The organism is Paenibacillus sp. JT22N12 (assembly GCF_056269365.1).
The window spans coordinates 1-20,458 of sequence record NZ_JBWDNU010000021.1; the positions used below are offsets into that span (position 1 = coordinate 1).

The following is a 20,458-nucleotide window of genomic DNA, read 5'->3' on the forward strand; positions in this document are numbered from 1 at the left end:
CGGCAACTTTAATCCGAAGGCCAACATTACCCGTACCGATGCCACCGGAATCGTCAACAAAGCCGTGGAATACTTGAAAGCTCACCCGGCACCTGGCGACGAGAGCACGACTCTCACGGCGGAACAGGCTGTTCAGTTGATCAAGGAAGCCGCCGGTCCTGATGCGGACCTGCAGATCAAGATCGATCCGAATGCCAGCGTGACCCGCGAGTCGTTCACGTACCTGCTGGTTCATACTCTTCAAACAAGCGGCCAGCTGCCGATGCTCAATCTGATTCCGGTGGAGATCAAGGATAACGACAAGATCGATGTCCTGAACGAAGGCGCCATTCAGACGGCGATTGCTTTGAAGATCGTGGAACTGGACTCAGACGGCAAGTTTAATCCCAAGGACGGAATTACCCATGCAGATGCGAAAGCTATGGTCAACCACGTGCTTGAGGTTTTGAAACGGTACTCGAATCAACAAAAATAAGGGTTGCCCTTGAAGGGAGAGGACGTTATTCGTCCTCTCTTTTTTTGTTAATTTGCAGTCCGAGTTTAGATGAAGGAGTGCCACGTCAAGGACGGGCGCAATTTGAAAAGCTATTTTGTGGGGACCCTCAAATGCGAAAAGTATTTATTACATGCCTGCCGTACCTTCGAGGAACTTCAAAGAGACTTTAATGACTCCATTCATTTTTACAATAACGAGCGATTCCAGCAAAATTAAACGGCCTCAGTCCCTGGCATTCAGGACTAAGACCGCTTAAGTGATTTTTATTTTTTTGCTGTTTACTTGACGGGATGAGTTTCTCTTTTAGACCGATAACAGGTTGTACAGCACCTGGGCCATTTCGGAACGGGTCGTGGTACCTGTCGGGTTAAGCTTTCCGCCGCTTCCTGAGATGATCCCGACTTTGACCAGCGTGCTCATCGCAGTCTTGGCGTAATTCGAGATCTGACAGGCATCGACGAAATCGCTTGTGGTTGTACTGCCGGTTGTCTCAGGCAGTTCGCCCAGCACATCCAACGCACGGTAGAGCAGCGTGAACATATCCTGCCGGGTTATCTGGCTGATAGGTGCGAATTTATTGTCGCCAACGCCGTTTGTGATGCCCAGTCGCTTGGCCGCCGCCAGGTAATTCGTGTAGTAGGTGTTGCCTGCATCGGAGAAGTTATCCGTAGGCTGCTCTGCGGCATCGATACCATAGGCACGCATCAGCATGATAAGGAACTGGCCTCGCGTCAGCGTCGCATCGGGGCTGAAGACGCCATTGCCTATGCCATTGGTGATCCCACGGGCTGCATTGAAGGTAACAGCGTCATAGTACCAAGCTGTCGCAACCACGTCGTTGAAGGTTACCTTGTTGTAGCCAACGACATATCTCGAGAAGTGCTTGGTTGTGATTTCCACCATTCCGGTTTTTAGACTGTATTTGCCAAGAACGGTCTGGAGCTCACCGCTGTCACGGATGTAGAAGACGACGATGGCGTTGTGGTCCTCGCTAGGCAACAGGGTGTACGGCAGACTGATTTTCACTTTCCCGCCGGCGAAGTTGGAAACCGTCGTTCCCCCCGCGGTGACCGTGAAGTCGTAGATCGGCCTGCCACTGACCTGCGCTTTCGTCCCCTCGGACATACCCGAGGTGTCCGCTCTGGCAACGCTGATCTTGATATCCCCTAAGGAAGACGCCGAGTTTATCGTATCAACCGAGGTTGCGTCGAAAGTCACGATACCGATTCCAGCATCTACCGTCAGTTCGGCGTCTGTGTCGGTGGCGAGGCTGCTGAACGAATCCTTCGGGATCGTAACCTCCGCCGACATAGCCGATTTAGCCGAATCCAGCTTGATCTTTACGTCGGCCTTCCTGCCTGCTTTCTCTGCCGCCTTGGCGCCGTCTATCAGAGCGGAAGCAGTTCTGGAATCGACGCTGCCCGTGGCTTTGCCTGAGCTGTCGGTGGAACCGGTTAGCGTGAAGCTGATGGTATCCGTATTTCCGAATGTGCTAATCTCAACGAAAGGAGAGGTAGTCGTGTTGCCGCCTGAGCCGCCGCCGGTATTACCGCCGGACGGGGCGGAATAGACTGGGATGTCGATTTTCAGAACATGGCTCTTGTTGCCCGCCGCGTCCTTCGCCACGATGTAAATATCCTTCGCACCCGCGTTGAGGCTGGTAAGTGAAATCATTACCTCCTTATTGGCTTCGTAGGCTGTGCCATTGCCGATCGTGTCGATCGTTGGCGCATCGGCTTCATCGCTCACGACTTTGTAGTAATAGGTTCCGGCTTCATTGGAAGTAAACTTCACCGTTGCGGCGCTGTCGCTGGTACGGCTCACGGTTCCGGCGGTCAGTGTCGGAGCCGTCGTATCGGATGCGCCTTCTTGTGTTGTAAAGGAATCAAGCTCGCTGTAAGCCTTCCCCGCGGAGTTAGACGCGACGGCAAGCCATGTGTGGTTTGTTCCTGAAGCAAGGTTGTCCACTGAGACGGAAGCCGAGGCGTTATCGGCCGCCGTCGTACCGAGGGCAGCGTTGTCGAACATGACGGCGTCCATGGCGCTAACCGTCAGTGTTTTCGGTGCCGTGTCAAAATCCAGGCTGAGCTCGTATATATCCTCGGCGTATGCTTTCGCACCAACTCCATAAGAGCTCAATTTAGGCGTGTCGAAGTAATTATAATCATTCAATTTTGGAGAATAGGAATTCATATAGACCTTACCGTTTGCAAGATCAAAATACAGGGTCTTGTAGTAGGCGTTCCCGCCCTGTTCTCCGGTCTGGTAATCTGTGAGAATCTGATAGACCGTGCGCTCTTTTACTCCGTCTCCATTGTCATCATACGCCGTGACGTTGATGGAGGCTCCGTGATAATGTCCGCCAACCACCAGCTTCACGTTGGGGTTCTTGGAGACCACCTGATTTTGCCAGTAGACACCGGCATCGTCCACATCAGCGGTCGCACCCAAGTAATTGTGGAAGGCCAAAATGGCGATACGGTCCGGGTATTCCGCCAGGACCTTGTTCATCCAGGCAGCGGCATTCTGATCAAAATCATAACTCATATAGACGAAGATCAGGTCTTGACCCCCGGCAGTGACGAGATCGTAGTGGCCTAGATTATCTTCGTAGGAACCGCCGTAAACATTGCTGCCCTTGAAGCGGTCCTCTCCGAAATAAGTCTGGTAATTTAGATATTTGGCGTTATGGTTTGCAATGTCATGGTTGCCGGCCAGGACGCCGTAAGGCAATTTAGCATCCTCCAGTATTTTCATATACTGATTGGCATGCTGCCATTGATATATCTCATCGATGTCATCCACAACATCGCCGGTGTGCACGACATAACGGATGTCCATACGATCCTTATTGCTGGCAATATAGTTATTTAGGATTTCGAAGTTGGCAGGGTAGCTTTCCGAGTAATACTGTGTGTCGGTCTCCCAGGCGATGGAAAAATCGTACTGAGTCGGCTCACCCGTGCCGTCCCAGACATAATTGTTGGCAACCGTACTGCCATGATCGGCTTTAGTAGTTGGCAACATCTCGCTGCCTCTTCCTTGAGCGAGCACATAGACCTTTCCGTTCGATATATAGTCGCCGGTCGCGATTACCGAGGTGACTTTACCATCCTCATAAGTAGAAGTTAGCGGAATCCACCGGTCGGCTGCGCTGCTGCGCACATAGAGGCGTACGTCTTTGCCATAATCCGTGCTGGCCGCAAGCGAGACCCGAAGAGAGGTATCTGCATCCTGCACATCGAAGGCGTACATCTGATACGGAAGACTGCCGTTGTCGCTTGTAACCGCGCCGAGGGTACCGGACTCAGCGTTGGCCGTACCGTCGCCATGGCCCTGATAGACTGTTATGCCATTGCCCACGGTCAGGGCTTGCGCCTCGTGAAAAGAAACCTCCGCGCCGTCTCCGCCGCTCAGGACAGCCGTCAGCGTTGCCGAATCTGCGTTCACGTCTGACGAGGATACATTGGCGAATGCAGGGTAATTTTTACTGGACGAGAAGGTCCACGTTTTCGTTCCGGTATTCCCATGAGCATCCTGCACGGAAGCTTTTAGCGTATGGGTACCTGGGGCGAGTGCAGAGCCATTGAAGCTTGTCCCGTTCAGAGACGCCCCATCCAGTTCAAGCGTCAGCGAATCCATCATGACTTCCGAAGCATCTGTATATTGAGGTAAAAACGCATACGCACCGTCAATTTGTTCCGGAACATTGGCGCTGATCACGGGAGCTGTGTTGTCCACTTTCACGTGAATGTCCTTGGTGCCGTTTCCGGAGGAAATGGTTATGGTATGACTTCCGTCCGAAACCAGCTTGGTATCCCAGACTTTGCCGTTTGCATTCATAGATCCGTGCGGAACGGTGAAATACAGCTCGACATAACGCTTGCTGCTGTTCAGCGTCACGAGATCCGAAGTCTTGACGGAGCCGTCCGGATATACAACTATACCGTTAGAAAGCACCAAGGAGAAATTCGTCACATTGAAGTTGTCGGTAGCGGTGCCGGGTGTGATATCCAATGCGTCGATTTCAGTACCTGCGTTGACACGGATGGTCACGTCAGCGTCACCGTTCTGATTAAACGTAAAGAGATTATTGTCAATCCTAACAGCGCGGGAGGGCAGAACGTCATACCAGCGCGAGAATACCTGTACGAGCTTTCCGTTTGCGGTAATAGCATCTTTGGGACCGTCCAGCCCGCTAATGTCCAGGGCAAAATAAGCGCCCTGCTCAAGCCTGCGGGTACTGTCCACTGAAGTGCCGTCGATACTGATGTCTACAGCAGCGTCATCGCCTGCTCTTCCCACGACGTCGACGGTGCCGGAAACCGTTTCACCCTCGGACAGGTTCGAACGCAGGCCCGTAAAATCGTTGTTGCTGATTACGGTGACTCTGTGAACGGGTGTAACCGCCGAGCGGAACGTGTTTTTGGCTTCCAGATAATATTCGATGTAATCACTATTCAGATAACGGTCGGCGCCAATTTCAACGTAGAATCTTCCGGGCGTCCGTATATTAAACGAGTTTCCCGCCAGGGAACGCCAAGGGCTGGATTCATTCGTACGGTAATAGATCACAAAGCTCTTGACGCCGGTTGAATCCACATAGCCATAGGGAATGCTGAGATCCGTTCCCTCCTGGACCGTGTCATACTGGCCGGGTTCAAAAAGCGGCGTCAGCACGGGAACAACACCGGGATCGGATTTGACCGTCTTTTGATCATCGCTTACCCGGCCGGCGGTGGGAGGATCCTGCGTAGCGATGGAAAGAGCTTCGGGCTGTCCCTGCGCCGCCTGAAGATGAACGCTGGAGCCTTCCGTCGCGCCTGCGTCGGTTGAGACGTAGGTGTAGGAAGATACCGTTTCGTTATTGCTTTTCGCAACGATGGCTAACTTAGCCTTCGTATTTCTTAGAGCCGTCTGATTCTTGATGGAAAAGACGGGCACGCCATCCGGAATCCCGTTGCTTGCACGGAAGGCGGCCTCGTCGGGCATCGTTTTCCCTTTGTTCTCCAAATCGACGCGTCGTACCCAGAACACGGCAGGCGTATGGGCCGGTATGATCAACTCGGTTTCACTATAAGTAAACGTCTTGTCTGCAATACTCGCTGTGTCCATATCGGTATAGACCAGGTCGTAGTTTGCTCCGAAATCCACATCAAAGTCCGAGGCGTTGTAGATCTCGATGTAATCCTCGCTGTCTATGGTCGCGCCGCTGAGGCCTGTATATTCATTGTTGCGCGCAATGTCGTTGGGGAGGATCTCGGTCAGAAAGAGCACCGGGCTTCCAGCTGTCGTGTAGGCATCAATGTCTATCTTCAGCGGATCGCTGACCATATTCGACGAGTCCTTCAGCACAATATAGATATCCTTGGCGCTGCTGTCGGTAAGCGTCGTCAGCGTTATCGTCGTCTCGGAATTCGCGTCGATGGCAGTACCGCCGCCGGTTGAAGTATCGATTGTCGGGGCGGGAGCGCCGTCAGCGACGACCTCGTAATAATAGGTACCGGCTACATAAGTAGTAAACGTCACGGTTGCCGCGCTTTCGCTAGTGCGGCTGACGGTTCCCGGCGTGACAATCGCCTTGGGCTTGACCGTCTTTTGCTCATCGCTCACCCGGCCGGCAGAGGCGGGAGCCTGCGTAGCAATGGAAAGGCAGGCGGCTTGTCCCTCCACGGCCCGGAGATAGACGCTCGAGCCCTCCGTCGTACCCGCGTCAGCCGTGACGTAGGTAAAGGTGGAGACCGTTTCATTATTGCTTTTCGCAACGATAGCCAACTTGGCTGTTGAATTTTTCAGAGCCGTCTGATTCGTAACGGAAAAGACGGGCACGCCATCCGGAACCCCCGTGCTTGCACGGAAAGCAGCCTCGTCGGGCATGGTTTTCCCTTTATTCTCCAAATCGACACGCCGTACCCAGAACACAGCAGGCGTTTTGGCCGGGATTTTCAACTCAGTTTCATTATAAGTAAAGATCTTGTCTACACTAGCAGCTGTATCCAAATCGGTATAAACCAGGTTGTAGTTTGCCCCGAAATCCAACTCCGAGTCCGAAGCGTTGTAGATCTCGATATAATCCATGCTGTCTATGGTTGCGCCACTAAGTCCTGTGTAGGTGGTATTGCGCGCAATGTCATTGGGGAATATTTCGGAAAGCCATATCATTTGTGAAGTCGAACCGTTATCGGTCTCCAAAGCCCATGCGGCCGTTGGTTGCAGCAGCGTAAAAACAGTTAACAGTGCCAAAAGACAAGAAAGATACTGCTGAAAGCGTCTTTTCATATTCTCTAGCTCCTTCTTCTACTTGTGAGTGTCTGGATGTCGTTCTTTCATTGTTTTGCTTACCATCACGCCAATTCAGATGATGAAAGGCGGTAAATTGAATTATTCTCGTCAGACTCTGCTTAAACAGCCATTCTATAATCTCGGTGCAGATAACCAGTGGAACTTGGCAACTGACTCCCTACACCGTTCGATGCTCACGCCTCCTTTTGTATATATAATTGCAAATTAGATTGTTATTTTTATACATATCCTTGCATCCCTCGAAATAATAACAAAAATATCGCATAAAACATGAAGTCATTTGTAAAGCACTCGTTAAGTATTCGTAAATATCACAGCGAAACTGTGCATGGCCATCATAGTGCCCAGCAAGAAGAACGAATAAAGCACAAATACCGCCAAATGCTCGTTGTGAGACATCCGGCGGTTATTTGTAATCATGGTATATCTGCGTGGTTTTTTACAAAAGAGCAGCATTTACAGGGCGAAATCAAATTAGTCATTTGCATCCCGGGTTTGGATGAAAAAATACCACTCTTGCCGGAGTGGTATTCTGATTATTCCATGTTTAATTGATAAGTTTCATAACCTCTTCAGCTAATTCCATTGCAACAGCGAGTTTGATCTGTGACTATCCGTCGTGGTGTAGTCATTCTAGGGTATAGTATAGGAAATTTGGTTGGTTCCATGGATGGCAATGCGATCATTAAGAATATAATTCTGACTTTCGCCCTACTTATGATAGGGTTCAGCCTAACGGTGCTATCGGCGAAAAATCCCTTAAAGTATGTCGCGTGACAGCCTTGATGGGTCACGAAGACGACGGACTGCGGGGCAGTTGCCCCGAGTACGTCGAACTGCTCGACTTAGACGACGGACTCCAGGCGTACAAAGTCGTTGTGCTGTACGACAACGAATACCTGACGACATTCTTCACGCAAGCTGGAGCACACGATGAGGAGGTGGAACAATGGCTTGAAAGAGCAGGCGGAAAGAAGCTGACGGTGAACGAACCTGTTCTTCAGATGCTGAAAGAGACGTTCGATCGGACTTACAGATCGTTCCCTGTTTGCAAATTTCTTTCGCGAATGGCTTCTTCCGTTCGTGGGACAAGAAAATCTACGAACATTGCCGCGTTCACTTGCACTTCCTCGATAAATGGACGGAAACTCTTATTATATTCTTGGAACGCAAGTTCAAAATCGCCATCGCTTTTTTGAAAAGCATCGGCCAAAGCGGCCGCCCCGTCTATTGCGAGCGATCCACCCATGCCGGCAGCCGGAGAGGTGCAATATCCTGCATCACCGACTAGCGCTACCCTGCCTTTTGTCCACGACGGCATTTTCATTTGGCAGAGCTTGTCGAAGTAAAAAGTTTTCGAGTTCTTTACTTCTTCCAACAATTCCGGCATTCGCCAGCCCATTCCGAAAAACTGATTCAAGATGATATTTCGCTGCTGCTCTTCGTTTCTGTAATCGTATGGGATTTCCTTCTCCGAAGAAAAACAGAGGACGATATCGGTTTTATTGTTGTAGGCGTTCAGCATGACTGCCCTTCCCGGCTCATTGTACACCTGCGTCGTATTCTCCCGGATTAACAACTTATCCACGATCGTGATAGAAAAATAAGTTTTAAGGAAATGCGAAAATTCCGTTTCCTCGCCAAAGCTATATTTTCTGACGGCCGAATGAATACCATCGCAGCCAAATACCAGGTCAAACGTGCGCTTTTCGCCCCCTTTAAAAGCTACGTCGACGCCGTTACCTTCTTCCATCAACGACGTTATGCTATCTCCGAAAATAAACTCGACATCATCCTTGATCGCCTCGAACATGATATTCAACAACACATCTCGCTCGATTTCATATTCCTCGTCTTTAAGCTGTTCGCGGATTACCAATCTTTCGATGACATCTTCGGAATTTCTGAATTCCATCGCTTCCATGTCTATTTTGTTCGACTGGATTTGGTCGAGTAGCCCCATACGTTTCACGATGTCGACGGTATTCTCGCGGATATTTACAGGTGTGCCACCTTTTTTGAGACCTTCGGAGATTTCAACAATGGTCACGTTGTAGCCCAACTGATTCATCCAGTAGGCTGTTGAGATGCCGGCGAAACTTGCCCCGCTAACTAAGACATTTTTCTTCATATTCAATCCCTCCGCCTCTATTCGTATAATGTCGATGTTGTATAGGGTACGATAGGTTTATGAACTGAATATTAACAAAATCGTGCGGAGACGGGCGTGTGTTCCATAAGAGGTACGGTACAACAGAAACCGAAATACTTTTGAAATTTTTAGGTATGGCTGTTTTAGGCATTGTAGAATCCTTTATATTGAGTCAACCTAACACCAGCACAGAAGATACAGCAAAACAAGTGGGAGCATTACTAGAGCAGAATATCACGATAGCCTCTAATATCCATCAACAAAAGTCCTAAATTCCTTTAGGAACCTCTACATAATTTCTTTAAAACCAGGGTACACACAACCCAATTTTTCGCCCTACTTATGATATGGTTCCCCCCGATTTATCTTCACCGCCCGATAAATCTGCTCCACCAGCACCAGCCGAATCAGCTGGTGCGGCAGGGTCATGCGCCCGAAGCTCAGCTTCTGCTGGGCGCGGCGCAGCACGGCGGGAGACAGGCCCGTGCTCCCGCCAATGACAAAAGCCACGTGGCTCCGCCCATACGTGGCTAATCGATCGAGCTGCCCCGCGAGATCCTCGCTGGACCATAGCTCGCCCTCCAGCGCAAGCGCAACGACATGCGCTTCCGGCTTAAGCTGCGCGAGCAGCCGCTCACCCTCGCGCTCGCGGACCATCGCTTCCTCCGCCGCGCTCATCGTCTCCGGCGCGCGCTCATCGGCTACTTCCGTGAGCACCAGCTTCACGTAAGGCCCGAGACGCTTCGCATACTCGGCGATCCCCATCGCCAGGTATTTCTCCTTCAGCTTCCCCACCGCCGCAATCTGAATCAGCATCGGCTACACCACCAGATACTCGGCGGCCCGCTCGCACAGATCGCAGGTATCCGGCTTGATCCACTCCGAGAACGTCGTGGTTTTCAAATCGACAATATCCGGTGCATCCTCATAATCGTCGACAAATTTATCAATCGCCAGTTCAACATGCTCCTTGCATACACAATACATTCGATGCTTGTCCCCCCATGATGGATTCTATCGTTTTTTGTCCGACCGCTTACATGCGAAAGGATCAGCCCACCCTGAGCATCCCTCACGCCGGGACGCCTGCACAGGAACTGATCCGCTTCACGCCTATCCTCTAGTTTTCCGTATTTTCACCCAGTTTAAACGCAGCCGTCTTCTTCTTGCCGTCCCGGTAATACGTAATCTCGATCTCGTCGCCGATGGTCTTCTTCCCGTACAAATATTTGCGCAGGTCCATCGTGCTCCCGATCGCCGTCTTATCCAGCTTCACGATTACATCATTGAACTTCAGGCCCGCCTGCTCAGCCGGTCCCACCGCCTGCAGCACGATAACGCCAGACGTCACGTCCTTTGGCAGCTTCAGCTCATCAGCCGTGGCTGGCGCCTGCTCATCGGCAGCAGAATCCCCATCGCTCTCCGTGCTGGTGTCTGGATCCGCACTGGAATCCGGGTCTTCCCCGGTATCCCCTGAGTCGTCCGCATTCGAATCCCCCAGACCCAGCGCCTGCTGGGCAAAATACTGATCCAGATCCATCGTATAGACGCCCAGATAAGGCCGGTCTATCTTGCCATTCTTAAGCAGGCTCTGCACGATCGGCATCGCGATATGGGAAGGAATCGCAAAGCCGACACCTTCCACGCCGAAATCCGCTACCTTCATGCTGTTGATCCCAACCACCTTGCCGTCGAGATTAATCAGCGGCCCGCCGCTGTTGCCCTGATTAATGGAGGCATCAATCTGAATAACCTCCTGCTCCCAATCGTACACGCCATCCTGGCTGAGCGAGACGGGAATGACCCGCTTGGTCTTGCTGACAATCCCGAGGGACAGCGAATCGCTGAGACCCAGCGGATTGCCGATCGCCATGACCCACTGACCGGCCTGCAGATCGTCCGATTCGCCAAACTCCGCCACCGTGTCGATTCCCTTGCCGTCAATTTCCAGCACCGCGAGATCGGTTATCTGATCCTTGCCGACAACCTTCGCGTCAAGCGTTCTCCCGTCGCTCATCACGGCTTTCAAGGCTTCCGCATCCGCCACCACATGATAGTTCGTAATGATATGAGCCTTGCCCTTCACCTTCTCGAAAATAAATCCCGAACCAAGGGCGGCCTGCGCCAATCCGTTGTCACTATCTTCTGTCCCCGAGGATGCATCGCCGCCGTCTTCGTTCCCGAAGGCAGGCAGCGATTGTTCATTAATTATACTTACGACCGCCGGGCGCACCTTCGCCGCCGCCTGGATCGTCTTATCCATCGGATCTGCCGCATTCAGGGAACTGACCGGAGCCGATGCGCCGCTTACCGTATTTCCGGACCGGTCGAATCCGGTAACCATACCGAACACCAGCACGACCGCAATCGCGCTGACCAGCGACGACGTTACGACAATACTGGTATTGGACCACTTCATGCTGCTTCTCCTTCGGGATGAGAAGGGCTTTTCTTCCTTTTTGGCCGAACGGGTGCGGCGGGATACGCGTGTGGAATAGAAATCGTCGTCGAACAAGCTCATCTATAATCGCTCCTCTCGATGCCTCGGACATCAAGATCATTTTTTTACAAATCTAGGAATGATATCGGAAGAATAGACTAGAATAGTAATAGGAACACAATAACGGTTAGTGTGGCATAGGCCACATTCAGTTGGTGCTAACCTCTGTTATGGTAATAGCCACACTCGAATTTGCAGTCCTGTTGGCAAGAGAGCAACGGTCCGTTAAATGCATCTGCACGCCTCTACTCCGTTATTACCCTGTATGTACATTTAAAATCTTTTATTTTTAAAGGAGCGAAAAAATGATATGACAGGCAAATCATCCGCCGCGCTGGATCATCTGAATCTGGCCGCCAAGCTCGCCGATCTCAAGAATGACCATTATCGTGTCCTGCTGACGCTCAGCGCCTTATCCGACATTCTGATCGAGAAAGGCCTGATGACCAGAGAGGAGCTTGAGCAGAAAGCCGCAATGCTCGACGTTCAGCTTGAATCGCTTATCGACGCTTCACTTCATCCCATGGCGTAGGCTTATTATGATAGGTTTCCCGCAGGGGATACTCGTCCTTGCGGAAGAAGAAACCATTGCTCTCTAATATGTTATTCACCGTGAGCTTGGCCAAATCCATTAAATTGTGGTCAAGGCTCAAATGAGCCAAATAAACACGCTTCGTCCGGTCCGTCAGCAGCTGGCACAGAGCCTCGCCGGCCGCTTCATTCGACAGATGGCCGAGATCGCTCAGTATCCGTCTTTTGATATTCCAGGGATACCGCCCCATCCGCAGCATGTCCACATCGTGATTGGACTCCAGCACCAGCACATCGGAATCCTCCAGCACCAGCCGCACCTTATCGCTCACATAACCCAGATCCGTCGCCAGGCCCAGCTTCTCGCCTTCATAATCGAAGGTGTAGCCGACCGGCTCCGCGGCATCATGCGAGATCGCATACGAGGTTGTCTTCATCGACCCGAAGGTGACCGACTCTCCCGTCTCGATGACCACCCGCTTCTCGGCGGCGATCTGTCCCACATGGCGCTCCAGCGCCTCCCATGTCGCCTGATTGGCGTAGATCGGCAAATTAAATTTCCGCGCGAATGCGCCCAAGCCCTTAATATGATCGGAATGCTCATGCGTAACCAGAATCGCGTCCAGGTGATGCCCGGCAACACCGCGTTCGCGCATGAGCTCCTCCATCTTCTTCGTGCTCAGTCCCACATCGACCAGCACGGTCGCACTATCGCATTGCACAATGGTCGCGTTCCCCGTCGACCCGCTGGCAAGCACCGTAAATCGAAGTCCCATAGCTTCTCGAACCTGTCCTTTCCCCTGCTCCCCATCCTTCTCGACGACCCAACCGTACTCCAGGTTGCACCTGATACCCAATTCTAACATTTCTCATCTGATAGTTTCACAGAATTGTTTCCGTAATCCAAGAAGAAACGGCTGTCGCCGTCCTTTTGGCGGCGGCCCAGCTCATTTCTTCCTTAGAGCTTATAGAACTGTACAAGAGTGAACATATGGATTCTATAGAAGGTTCCAAAAATCACGAGACCGTCTCCACCTCGCCGCTAACTGCGTCCACGTAATAATAGGCGCTGTTATCCTCCAGAAGCACACGCCAGGAAGGCGACCAGAACTGCGTCTCCGAGTCAAAAGGCTGACCGTGATAGCCAAGCTTGATCTCCCGGATTACCGCCCCGTTAGGCAGATGAAGCTCAATCAGGCTTCCCAGCGCCTTCGTTGCCGAGATCACAGTCTGCGCCGGCGCTTCCTCGCCTGTAACAAGCTCGATCGCATCCTGGCGGTACGCCGTAATCTTCTGGTTGCTGTAGAACAGCTCAAGCTTCACATCGAACATCGGCCGGTTTTCGACCATCCGGTTAAAGACAAATTCAACATCCCGGTCGGAATCAAAGCCATATTGATCCAGATCCGGAATAACCGCGCCCAGATCGCTCTGCAGCTCCTTCTCGTTGAACACGATCTTGCTCTCGACCGGCTTCTCCAGCTCGTGACGCTCGCCGATGCCGAGCTTGTTCGTCACACGGAAGGTCAAATCCCGCAGCTTGGGTGTATCCGATGGAATATGCATGTTCGCGGCAAAAGATATATCCTTCTGCTGCATAATAGCCAGCGTATCAGGCGGCAGGGAATTGGCGCCGGCGTTCGCGCTTTGCCCTTCCCGGATGTTCAGCCAAAGCTGATAGCCGAGTATGACATTCAGCAGCAGGAACGCAAATATGAGCACACTCTTCGCCCTGCCCCAATCCATCGGTTGACCCCCTTTGCATGCTTATTTGGTCTTGCCATTCCCCGATTCCAAGGCAGAGCCGTCAACCGGCGGCAGCGCTGCTCCGCCCGGCTCGCCGGGCTTCGGTTTCCTGGTCAATGACGCGATCAGCACCTCCTGCGTACCATCATCCAGTCGGACGGTCCATACAGGCTCAAGCTTCAGAACATTGTCATCCTCGGTTGTGGCAAGCACAGCCGGATAAAGTGCAGCAACCTCGCCCCGCCGGCTGTAGTGAGCAAGCTCGCTCTTCAAGGATTCGCCGCCGGGAAGCCATCTGACCTCCTGGGATTCCGCCTTCTTATCCAGCGTAATAAGCGATCTCGCATACTCGGAGACGACTCCCTGCTGCAGTCTGAGCTTCATCTCTCCGAACATGAACGGATAGTTCGGCACAATCGGATAGGCGCCATAGAACTGCGTGCTGTAATACTGCTGGTAGCTGACGCTCAGCGTATTCATCGACTCCGAATGGATCAGCCGATGAAGGCCGTCCCAGCCGCCATGCTGATTGATGAATTTGATCGATTCATACACGTTCTCGCTCTCGCTGTCGCTCCCGCCCTGGCCGGCGACAGGATCGGTATAGCTGATCCATTTGCCGTTCTGCTCCACCTGCAGGCCGCGCTTGCCGTCCGTGAAGATCTGCGAACCGCTGCGGTCGACAATCGCCCGCGTTACGCCGGGATCGAAGAACAGATTACGCTGCATTTGCTCCGGTGAGTACGTCTGGTATTTGACCATCGCCTGCTGGGATTCAATCGGACCTGCCGGAATGTACAGATCATCCTCAACCGGTGTATACGCGGTCTGAAACTCGCCGAATCCGACATACATCTGCACATCCTGCGCGGTCAGATCGGCCTTGACGGACTCATAGACAGTCGTCCCGTTCGCGCTGAAGAAATACGTCCGCACCTCTTCCCGTTCGCTGCTCTTGAAGATCCAGATCCGGTCAATCACATCATCCAGAAACTGCAGGTCGCCCTCGAGCTTCAATACCTTGCCAAGCAACTCTACCGGAACGCCCGTGCCAAAGCGCAGCTCGACCCCCTGGTCATTGTCGCGCACCGCATCCCAATCGAGCACAGAAACGGTATTGCGCTGAAACCCTTTGAATTCGCGGCTTTGAATTTTGGTATAGATCAGATTGAAGAAATTCATCGCCGGATAAAGAACCGTATGTTTTCCTTTACCCATATGAAGCACAATATCCTCGGGAAAAATCAGATTTTCGAGCTTCCCTTCCTGCCCCATCGACTCCGTAGGCACATAATCCTGCGCTGACGATGTCGTAACGCCCAAGCCCGGCATGCTGTAAGCCAGCAAATAGCTTTGCAGCAGACTCATAATAACGAGCGCGGCAAGCAGCCCGGTCTTCGTTTTTTCCATCATGCCCGCTCACCTTCCTCTTGCGGAGCCGGCAGCATGACCGTAACCGTAGTCCCTTCATTCAGCTCGGAATCGAGCGAAATCGAGCCTCCATGCGCCTTTACAATTTCCCGGGCAATAGACAGCCCAAGACCTGTGCCGCCCATATTGCGGGAGCGCGCTTTATCCACCCGGTAGAAACGCTCGAAGATGCGGTTCAAATCCTTCTTGGGAATGCCGATCCCGGTATCCTTGACGCTGATTGCCACCATGGCCGGGTCCAGCCTGCGGGCGGAAATCACGATCCGTCCGCCATCCAGCGTATATTTAATCGCATTGGAAACCAGATTGTCGAGCACCTGATCGATCTGGTCGCGGTCGAGCCAGACGGAATCGATGCCTTTCTCGACATCTACCTCCGCACGAATCGACTTGTTCCGCAGCTGAAATGAAAACCTGTCCGCCACTTCCTCCAGCATCTCGGGAACCCCGGTCTGCTGCCTGCGGAGCGGCGCCTGATTGGAGTCCAGCCGGGAGAGATGCAGCAGGTCGGTGACGAGCCGGATCATCCGCTCCGTCTCATTGCGGATGACGCCGACGAACCGCTGACCAAGCTCCCGCTCCTCCATGGCCCCGTCATCCAGCGCCTCGGTATAGCTCTTGATCGTCGTCAGCGGCGTCCGCAGCTCATGCGATACATTGGCTACGAATTCCCGCCGCGACTGCTCCAGCCGCTCCTGCTCGGTGACATCCTGCAGCACCGCAATGGTGCCGGAGATGCCCTTGTCCCGCCGGTGAATCGGCGTGAACGTCACGCGCATAAGCTCGTCCTCGTCGCCTGCTGACTGGACGTGATGGTGGACTACAGCCACTTCCTCATTGCCGCTGAGCAGCTCGGAGAGCTTCTCCCCATCCAGTCCGAACAGCTCGTTCAGACGCAGGCCCTCGCACTCATCCTCTCGCAGCATTTCCCGGGCCCTGCGATTGGTGATCATGACGATGCCATGCTCATCGGCAGCAACGACACCGTCGCTCATATTCGCCAGAATGGAGGAAATCTTGTCCTTCTCCTCCTCATTGGCCGAGAGCGCATCGCGCAGCCGCATCGTCATATCGTTGAACACGGCGGATAGCCGTCCGATTTCGTCGTCCCCAAGCACCGGAACCTGCTGGTCGAAGCGGCCCTCGGCGACCGCTGCCGCCTGACGGGTCAGCCCCTTGATCGGATTCGTGATCGTATGCGCCAGCAGCACGCCCAGCACACCGGTCAGCCCCAGCGCGAAGATCATGCCCGACATGAAGATCCGGTTAATGCGGTCGACCGTCTGGTACAGATCCTTCATCGAGGCCACCAGATAGACGGCTCCGACAATTTTCTCCCCGTTCATAACCGGCTTGGCGATAATTTTCTTGCGGACCCTGTCTTCATCAATGACATCTTCTTCATTGTCACGGATCCCCTGCAGGGCGCGGCTGACTGTAAGCGAAGTATTCTTCTTTCCTATATACGACTGGTGGGCCTGAAGAGAGGTAGCCAGCACCTTCCCCGTGGCATCCAATACCTGGATTTCCGCTTCATTAATACTGAACAAGCTGCGCACGAGCATATTCAGATCTTCTTCAGTCGTCTGTTGACCGCTTGTTTCTGCCGTATTGCCGGGCTGGCCGGATAACGTCTGGGCCGCAAACTCCGAGAGCAGGTTAGCCTGTTCATTCATGTTCTTCGCAAACGTACTTGTCAGCGATGTCTTCATCGTGCTGATGAAGTAAACCCCGATCAGCTGCATCGCAATAAGAATCAGCAGCACATAAATGATAATCAGCTTCACCTGGATGCTGCGGAAGAAACGAATTCCGTTCATCCGTACCCGAATCCTCCGGACTTCGGATTACGCATCAGATAGCCAAGGCCCCGGCGTGTCAGAATATATTCCGGACGGCTCGGATCGTCCTCTATTTTCTCCCGCAGCCTCCGGATCGTGACATCGACTGTCCGCACATCGCCGAAATATTCAAACCCCCATACCGCCTGCAGCAGATGCTCCCGTGTCATCACTTTCCCGCTGTTGCGGGCCAAATAATACACAAGCTCATATTCGCGATGCGTCAGATCCAGCGGCTCGTTATCCTTGTACACCACATACATATCCGTATCGATGAACAAGTTGAAAATTCCAAGCCCCTGCTTCTCGTCTTCCGCGCTCCCGCCGGAGGTATTACCGGATATGGTAACGTCCGCCTTCTGCCGCCGCAAATGCGCCTTCACGCGGGCAAGCAGCTCCCTTGTGCTGAACGGCTTCGTCACGTAATCATCCGCACCCAGCTCAAGACCCAGCACCTTGTCGAGCTCCGTATCCTTGGCGGTCAGCATAATGATTGGCGTCTGGAGCCTGCTCCGCACCTCGCGGCAGACATCCATGCCATCCTTCACCGGAAGCATCAGATCCAGCAAAATCAAATCCGGCTGCTCTTCAAAAGCCAGCCTGACTGCTTCCCCGCCGTCAAAAGCGCAAATGACCTGGTAGCCTTCCTTCTCCAGGTTGAACTTCAGAATATCTGCAATCGGCTGTTCGTCGTCTACGACCAGAATTTTACCGTGCATCGTCACACCGCCCCATCACTTGTGGCTAGTTTTTATTTATCGTAATATCAGGGTTGCCCTGTTTCATTATTGTAAACTCCCTTCTATTCTATCATAGGAGCGACCCTGTTCCCAAATGAAACTTCCCTCATGCCTTCTATCCATATACAGGCAGAAAAACCGACAAAAAAAGCACCGCTGCGGCGTTTAAGCCGAGGGTGCCGCTAAGTGCGAAACCTATAAATATTTGATCGGATTTTGCAGATCGCCGTCTTTATGAATCTCAAAATGCAGATGAGTGCCGAAGGAATGACCGGTATTTCCCATGATGCCGAGGACATCGCCCTTCTCCAGCGTCTGCCCCACCTTGACGGAAATTTTGCTTAAATGTCCGTAGAGTGTTTCATATCCGTTTTTATGGTTAATAATCACACAGTTGCCATATCCGCTTTTCTCTCCGGCAAAGCTCACGACGCCGGTGTCTGCTGCCATGACGTCTTTGTCGCCAACCATGTCGAGACCCTTGTGCATGCTTCCCCACCGTCCGCCGAAGCTGCTGGTAACCGTGTGTCCGCTTACCGGCCAGGAGAAGCTGCCCGTGCCTTCGCCAACGAGCTTGGTGCCCTTCATGACGATTTCAGGGATGGTTTTCTGCAGCACCTGCTCACTGACCAGCACCTCCTTCATAAGGTAGCCGTTCTGCTTGACAAGCTGATAGAGCAATGTTTTCTTGCCGCTTTTTCCTTCGCGGATCACTTTGGATTCGCCTATTTTCATATTGCTGTTTTTCTGGACTACTGTGCTCGGTTCAATGATCAAGGTTTCCGTTACATTCTCGACCGTCTCAACGGTCACCTGCGGCTTGAGCACGGTCAGATCGAGCACTTCGCCTTCTTTGATCATATCATCTTCAATCCAGTTGTTGCGTTCATAGATCACCTGGGGCGAAATATTGAATTTGGCTGCGATACAGCCGATGCAGTCGCCTTTTTGGACCGTATACTTGGTGGGGGTAACTGTGCCTTTTACGAGCTTTAAATATAAGGCGTCAGGATCGGCGATGTCTTTGGGCTGCACATCCGCCGTTTCCGTTTCGACCTTCTCCAGAATCTTCACGGATTTGAGCGCCGTGGTCGGCTTGTCGGTTGACTCGGTACTGGTGGCGTTGAAGGAAAGCGCCTTAACCTGGGGCGATTTGGCCTTCGCTGCTTCCTGGGGAGCGAATTTGTTCTCAACCTGCTTCAGCAGCGAATCCGCCGTTGCCTGATCCTTCACGATTCCGACGGTCTTCCCGTTAACCTTAAGCTCAACTCCGGTAGCATGGCTGGTTATCAGACTTTCCAGCTTGGCCAGGGTCGCTTCACTTTGCGGCTCTTCTTTGTAAGCGCTTTTATGCTCGTATGTTACCTCACCGGTTTCCACGACCATATTCACATTGGGATTGGCGGCTGTAATTTCCGCCTGCTTGCGGCTGATGAGCGCATTTACCTGATCCTGGGAGCTTAAATCGCCGATAAGCTGGCCGTCCCTGTATACTTGAACAAAATCGACTGTATGTGCTTTTATGTATTGGCTGCCGCTGAATCCTGCAATAACCAGCAGAACAAGCGCGCCGCCAAGAATTGCGAGTGGTTTCTTATGCTTCAAAACGGTCATGATTGGCTCCTTTTCGCGTTCTCGTTCAGTCAAATGACCAAATCCGACATTGGAAAATTGTACATGGATGACTACGAATTACTTTAGCACATGCCATATACGGGGATCAACCAAACCGCTCTTTATCAAAAATTAATATTTTTTCAGAATTTCCATCATCCGGTCGTATTCGGTCCTGTCCAGATTTTGCGCGATCAGCTGCTGAACCTCCGTCATTTCCTCCGCAGTAAGCCCGCCCTCGATTAAAGTGGAGATGCGCTGCCACGAATCCGCCGGCAGTTTTTTCATAATAACGCTAAACATTTCCTGCTTGTCCTCGTCGCTCATGCTGTCTTTCGCGGCATTCAACTGATCCGTCGTCATCGCCATGCCTTCCTCCGACGCTTCGCCTGTCTGGCTTGAGCTGCCGCTGGAAGCGCTGCTGTTGCCTTTGGGTCCCGTTCCACCGCCGATGTCGGTCAGCGTACCGGGCTCATCGCCGAACGCGTCTACGGCCAGCGGCGTATCTTCCCCTCCTGGACTCGCAGTATCCTCGTCAGCCGGCGGCGTACCGCTCCCGCCAGACGTTTCATCTGTCGAAGTCACATCGCTATTTCCAGAGGGTTCTTCGCCCGCTCCATCGCTGCTGCTTCCATTGCTGTCGCCCGCTTCGGCCGTAGAGTCTTCTTCAGTCACAGTATTATCCGTATTCGAGCTGGAGTCCCCCAGTCCCGGGATGACGGAATCATCTGTTCCTGCTGTCGAATCCGCTTCGGAACCCGTCTGGCTTGCATTATCCGACTCTTGATTCTCCGATTCCTGATTTCCCGATGCTGTTTCCTGGCTCGCAGACTTCTCCGGTGCCTTATCGGCCCCCCACAGTCCGCCCCAAACCCCGCTCATCGCAAAAGGCGTTTGCTCCAAAGGAATGTTATACTGCTTCAACAGCGTTTCGACATAACTATTCACCACATATCCCGTCGTCCAAATGGACAGGAAGCTGATAATCAGCCCTGCTGCAACCGCCCTGCCCAGCCATCCGGCCATTTTCCACATAGTAATCATCCTCCGCATGCTCTACCTGCTTTCTTCTTTCGAATCTATGATGGACTCTACCGGAAACCT

Annotated in this window: 15 protein-coding genes; 3 read left to right on the plus strand and 12 right to left on the minus strand. The window is 52.6% G+C overall.

Features of this window, described 5'->3' with window-relative positions; translation table 11 throughout:
• Positions 1–475, plus strand: a 475-nt coding sequence (locus AC0YOA_RS35780) for an S-layer homology domain-containing protein (RefSeq protein ID WP_475790618.1), incomplete at its 5' end; no start/stop codon positions are given.
• A 69-nt stretch (positions 476–544) separates the two neighbouring features.
• Positions 545–712, plus strand: a complete 168-nt coding sequence (locus AC0YOA_RS35785) for an IS3 family transposase (protein WP_475790619.1) — start codon at positions 545–547, stop codon at positions 710–712.
• An 87-nt stretch (positions 713–799) separates the two neighbouring features.
• Here AC0YOA_RS35785 and AC0YOA_RS35790 read toward each other — a convergent pair whose 3' ends face one another.
• The 5 genes from AC0YOA_RS35790 to AC0YOA_RS35810 all read right to left on the minus strand — a co-directional run bounded on the left by AC0YOA_RS35790 (position 800) and on the right by AC0YOA_RS35810 (position 11,472).
• Positions 800–6,775 (minus strand): S-layer homology domain-containing protein, encoded by a 5,976-nt coding sequence (locus tag AC0YOA_RS35790; protein ID WP_475790620.1) that lies wholly within the window; start codon positions 6,773–6,775, stop codon positions 800–802.
• Positions 6,776–7,829: 1,054 nt separating this feature from the next.
• Positions 7,830–8,930, minus strand: coding sequence for an FAD-dependent monooxygenase (locus AC0YOA_RS35795; RefSeq protein ID WP_475790621.1), 1,101 nt, complete (start codon positions 8,928–8,930; stop codon positions 7,830–7,832).
• 357 nt (positions 8,931–9,287) lie between these two features.
• Positions 9,288–9,767 (minus strand): 23S rRNA (pseudouridine(1915)-N(3))-methyltransferase RlmH, encoded by a 480-nt coding sequence (rlmH, locus tag AC0YOA_RS35800; protein WP_475790622.1) that lies wholly within the window; start codon positions 9,765–9,767, stop codon positions 9,288–9,290.
• A 3-nt stretch (positions 9,768–9,770) separates the two neighbouring features.
• On the minus strand, positions 9,771–9,938 hold the full coding sequence (locus tag AC0YOA_RS35805; RefSeq protein WP_475790623.1) for a CxxH/CxxC protein: 168 nt from the start codon (positions 9,936–9,938) through the stop codon (positions 9,771–9,773).
• 133 nt (positions 9,939–10,071) lie between these two features.
• Positions 10,072–11,472 (minus strand): S1C family serine protease, encoded by a 1,401-nt coding sequence (locus AC0YOA_RS35810; protein ID WP_475790624.1) that lies wholly within the window; start codon positions 11,470–11,472, stop codon positions 10,072–10,074.
• Between the two features lie 289 nt (positions 11,473–11,761).
• Here AC0YOA_RS35810 and AC0YOA_RS35815 point away from each other — a divergent pair, with 289 nt between their 5' ends.
• Entirely contained in the window at positions 11,762–11,983 is a 222-nt protein-coding gene (locus AC0YOA_RS35815; RefSeq protein WP_210046634.1) for a hypothetical protein, read from the plus strand.
• On the opposite strand, the gene AC0YOA_RS35820 is transcribed toward AC0YOA_RS35815, so the two are convergent.
• The 7 genes from AC0YOA_RS35820 to AC0YOA_RS35850 all read right to left on the minus strand — a co-directional run bounded on the left by AC0YOA_RS35820 (position 11,952) and on the right by AC0YOA_RS35850 (position 20,389).
• On the minus strand, positions 11,952–12,758 hold the full coding sequence (locus AC0YOA_RS35820) for an MBL fold metallo-hydrolase (RefSeq protein WP_210046641.1): 807 nt from the start codon (positions 12,756–12,758) through the stop codon (positions 11,952–11,954). The genes AC0YOA_RS35815 and AC0YOA_RS35820 overlap by 32 nt on opposite strands.
• Before the next feature lie 241 nt (positions 12,759–12,999).
• Positions 13,000–13,728 (minus strand): two-component system regulatory protein YycI, encoded by a 729-nt coding sequence (yycI, locus tag AC0YOA_RS35825; RefSeq protein ID WP_475790625.1) that lies wholly within the window; start codon positions 13,726–13,728, stop codon positions 13,000–13,002.
• A gap of 21 nt (positions 13,729–13,749) precedes the next feature.
• Entirely contained in the window at positions 13,750–15,141 is a 1,392-nt protein-coding gene (locus AC0YOA_RS35830) for a YycH family regulatory protein (protein WP_475790626.1), read from the minus strand.
• The gene (walK, locus tag AC0YOA_RS35835) at positions 15,138–16,979 is read right to left on the minus strand and encodes a cell wall metabolism sensor histidine kinase WalK (protein ID WP_475790627.1); all 1,842 of its coding nucleotides are present in this window, start codon (positions 16,977–16,979) and stop codon (positions 15,138–15,140) included. The genes AC0YOA_RS35830 and walK overlap by 4 nt, the downstream gene beginning before the upstream one ends.
• On the minus strand, positions 16,976–17,719 hold the full coding sequence (gene yycF / locus AC0YOA_RS35840; protein ID WP_475769404.1) for a response regulator YycF: 744 nt from the start codon (positions 17,717–17,719) through the stop codon (positions 16,976–16,978). Before yycF ends, walK begins: the two co-directional genes overlap by 4 nt.
• Before the next feature lie 216 nt (positions 17,720–17,935).
• Positions 17,936–19,354 (minus strand): peptidoglycan DD-metalloendopeptidase family protein, encoded by a 1,419-nt coding sequence (locus AC0YOA_RS35845; protein WP_475790628.1) that lies wholly within the window; start codon positions 19,352–19,354, stop codon positions 17,936–17,938.
• Positions 19,355–19,486: 132 nt separating this feature from the next.
• The gene (locus tag AC0YOA_RS35850; protein ID WP_475790629.1) at positions 19,487–20,389 is read right to left on the minus strand and encodes an ICP22 family protein; all 903 of its coding nucleotides are present in this window, start codon (positions 20,387–20,389) and stop codon (positions 19,487–19,489) included.
• Between the last annotated feature and the right edge of the window lie 69 nt (positions 20,390–20,458).

Bases quoted from the DNA above. Each gene is read 5' to 3' on its own strand.
- AC0YOA_RS35805 (WP_475790623.1), bottom strand. From the start codon at position 9,938: ATGTATTGTGTATGCAAGGAGCATGTTGAACTGGCGATTGATAAATTT.
- AC0YOA_RS35820 (WP_210046641.1), bottom strand. From the start codon at position 12,758: ATGGGACTTCGATTTACGGTGCTTGCCAGCGGGTCGACGGGGAACGCG.
- AC0YOA_RS35790 (WP_475790620.1), bottom strand. From the start codon at position 6,775: ATGAAAAGACGCTTTCAGCAGTATCTTTCTTGTCTTTTGGCACTGTTA.
- rlmH (WP_475790622.1), bottom strand. From the start codon at position 9,767: ATGCTGATTCAGATTGCGGCGGTGGGGAAGCTGAAGGAGAAATACCTG.
- AC0YOA_RS35850 (WP_475790629.1), bottom strand. From the start codon at position 20,389: ATGTGGAAAATGGCCGGATGGCTGGGCAGGGCGGTTGCAGCAGGGCTG.
- AC0YOA_RS35815 (WP_210046634.1), top strand. From the start codon at position 11,762: ATGACAGGCAAATCATCCGCCGCGCTGGATCATCTGAATCTGGCCGCC.
- AC0YOA_RS35795 (WP_475790621.1), bottom strand. From the start codon at position 8,930: ATGAAGAAAAATGTCTTAGTTAGCGGGGCAAGTTTCGCCGGCATCTCA.
- yycI (WP_475790625.1), bottom strand. From the start codon at position 13,728: ATGGATTGGGGCAGGGCGAAGAGTGTGCTCATATTTGCGTTCCTGCTG.
- AC0YOA_RS35785 (WP_475790619.1), top strand. From the start codon at position 545: ATGAAGGAGTGCCACGTCAAGGACGGGCGCAATTTGAAAAGCTATTTT.
- AC0YOA_RS35830 (WP_475790626.1), bottom strand. From the start codon at position 15,141: ATGATGGAAAAAACGAAGACCGGGCTGCTTGCCGCGCTCGTTATTATG.
- AC0YOA_RS35810 (WP_475790624.1), bottom strand. From the start codon at position 11,472: ATGAGCTTGTTCGACGACGATTTCTATTCCACACGCGTATCCCGCCGC.
- AC0YOA_RS35845 (WP_475790628.1), bottom strand. From the start codon at position 19,354: ATGACCGTTTTGAAGCATAAGAAACCACTCGCAATTCTTGGCGGCGCG.
- yycF (WP_475769404.1), bottom strand. From the start codon at position 17,719: ATGCACGGTAAAATTCTGGTCGTAGACGACGAACAGCCGATTGCAGAT.
- walK (WP_475790627.1), bottom strand. From the start codon at position 16,979: ATGAACGGAATTCGTTTCTTCCGCAGCATCCAGGTGAAGCTGATTATC.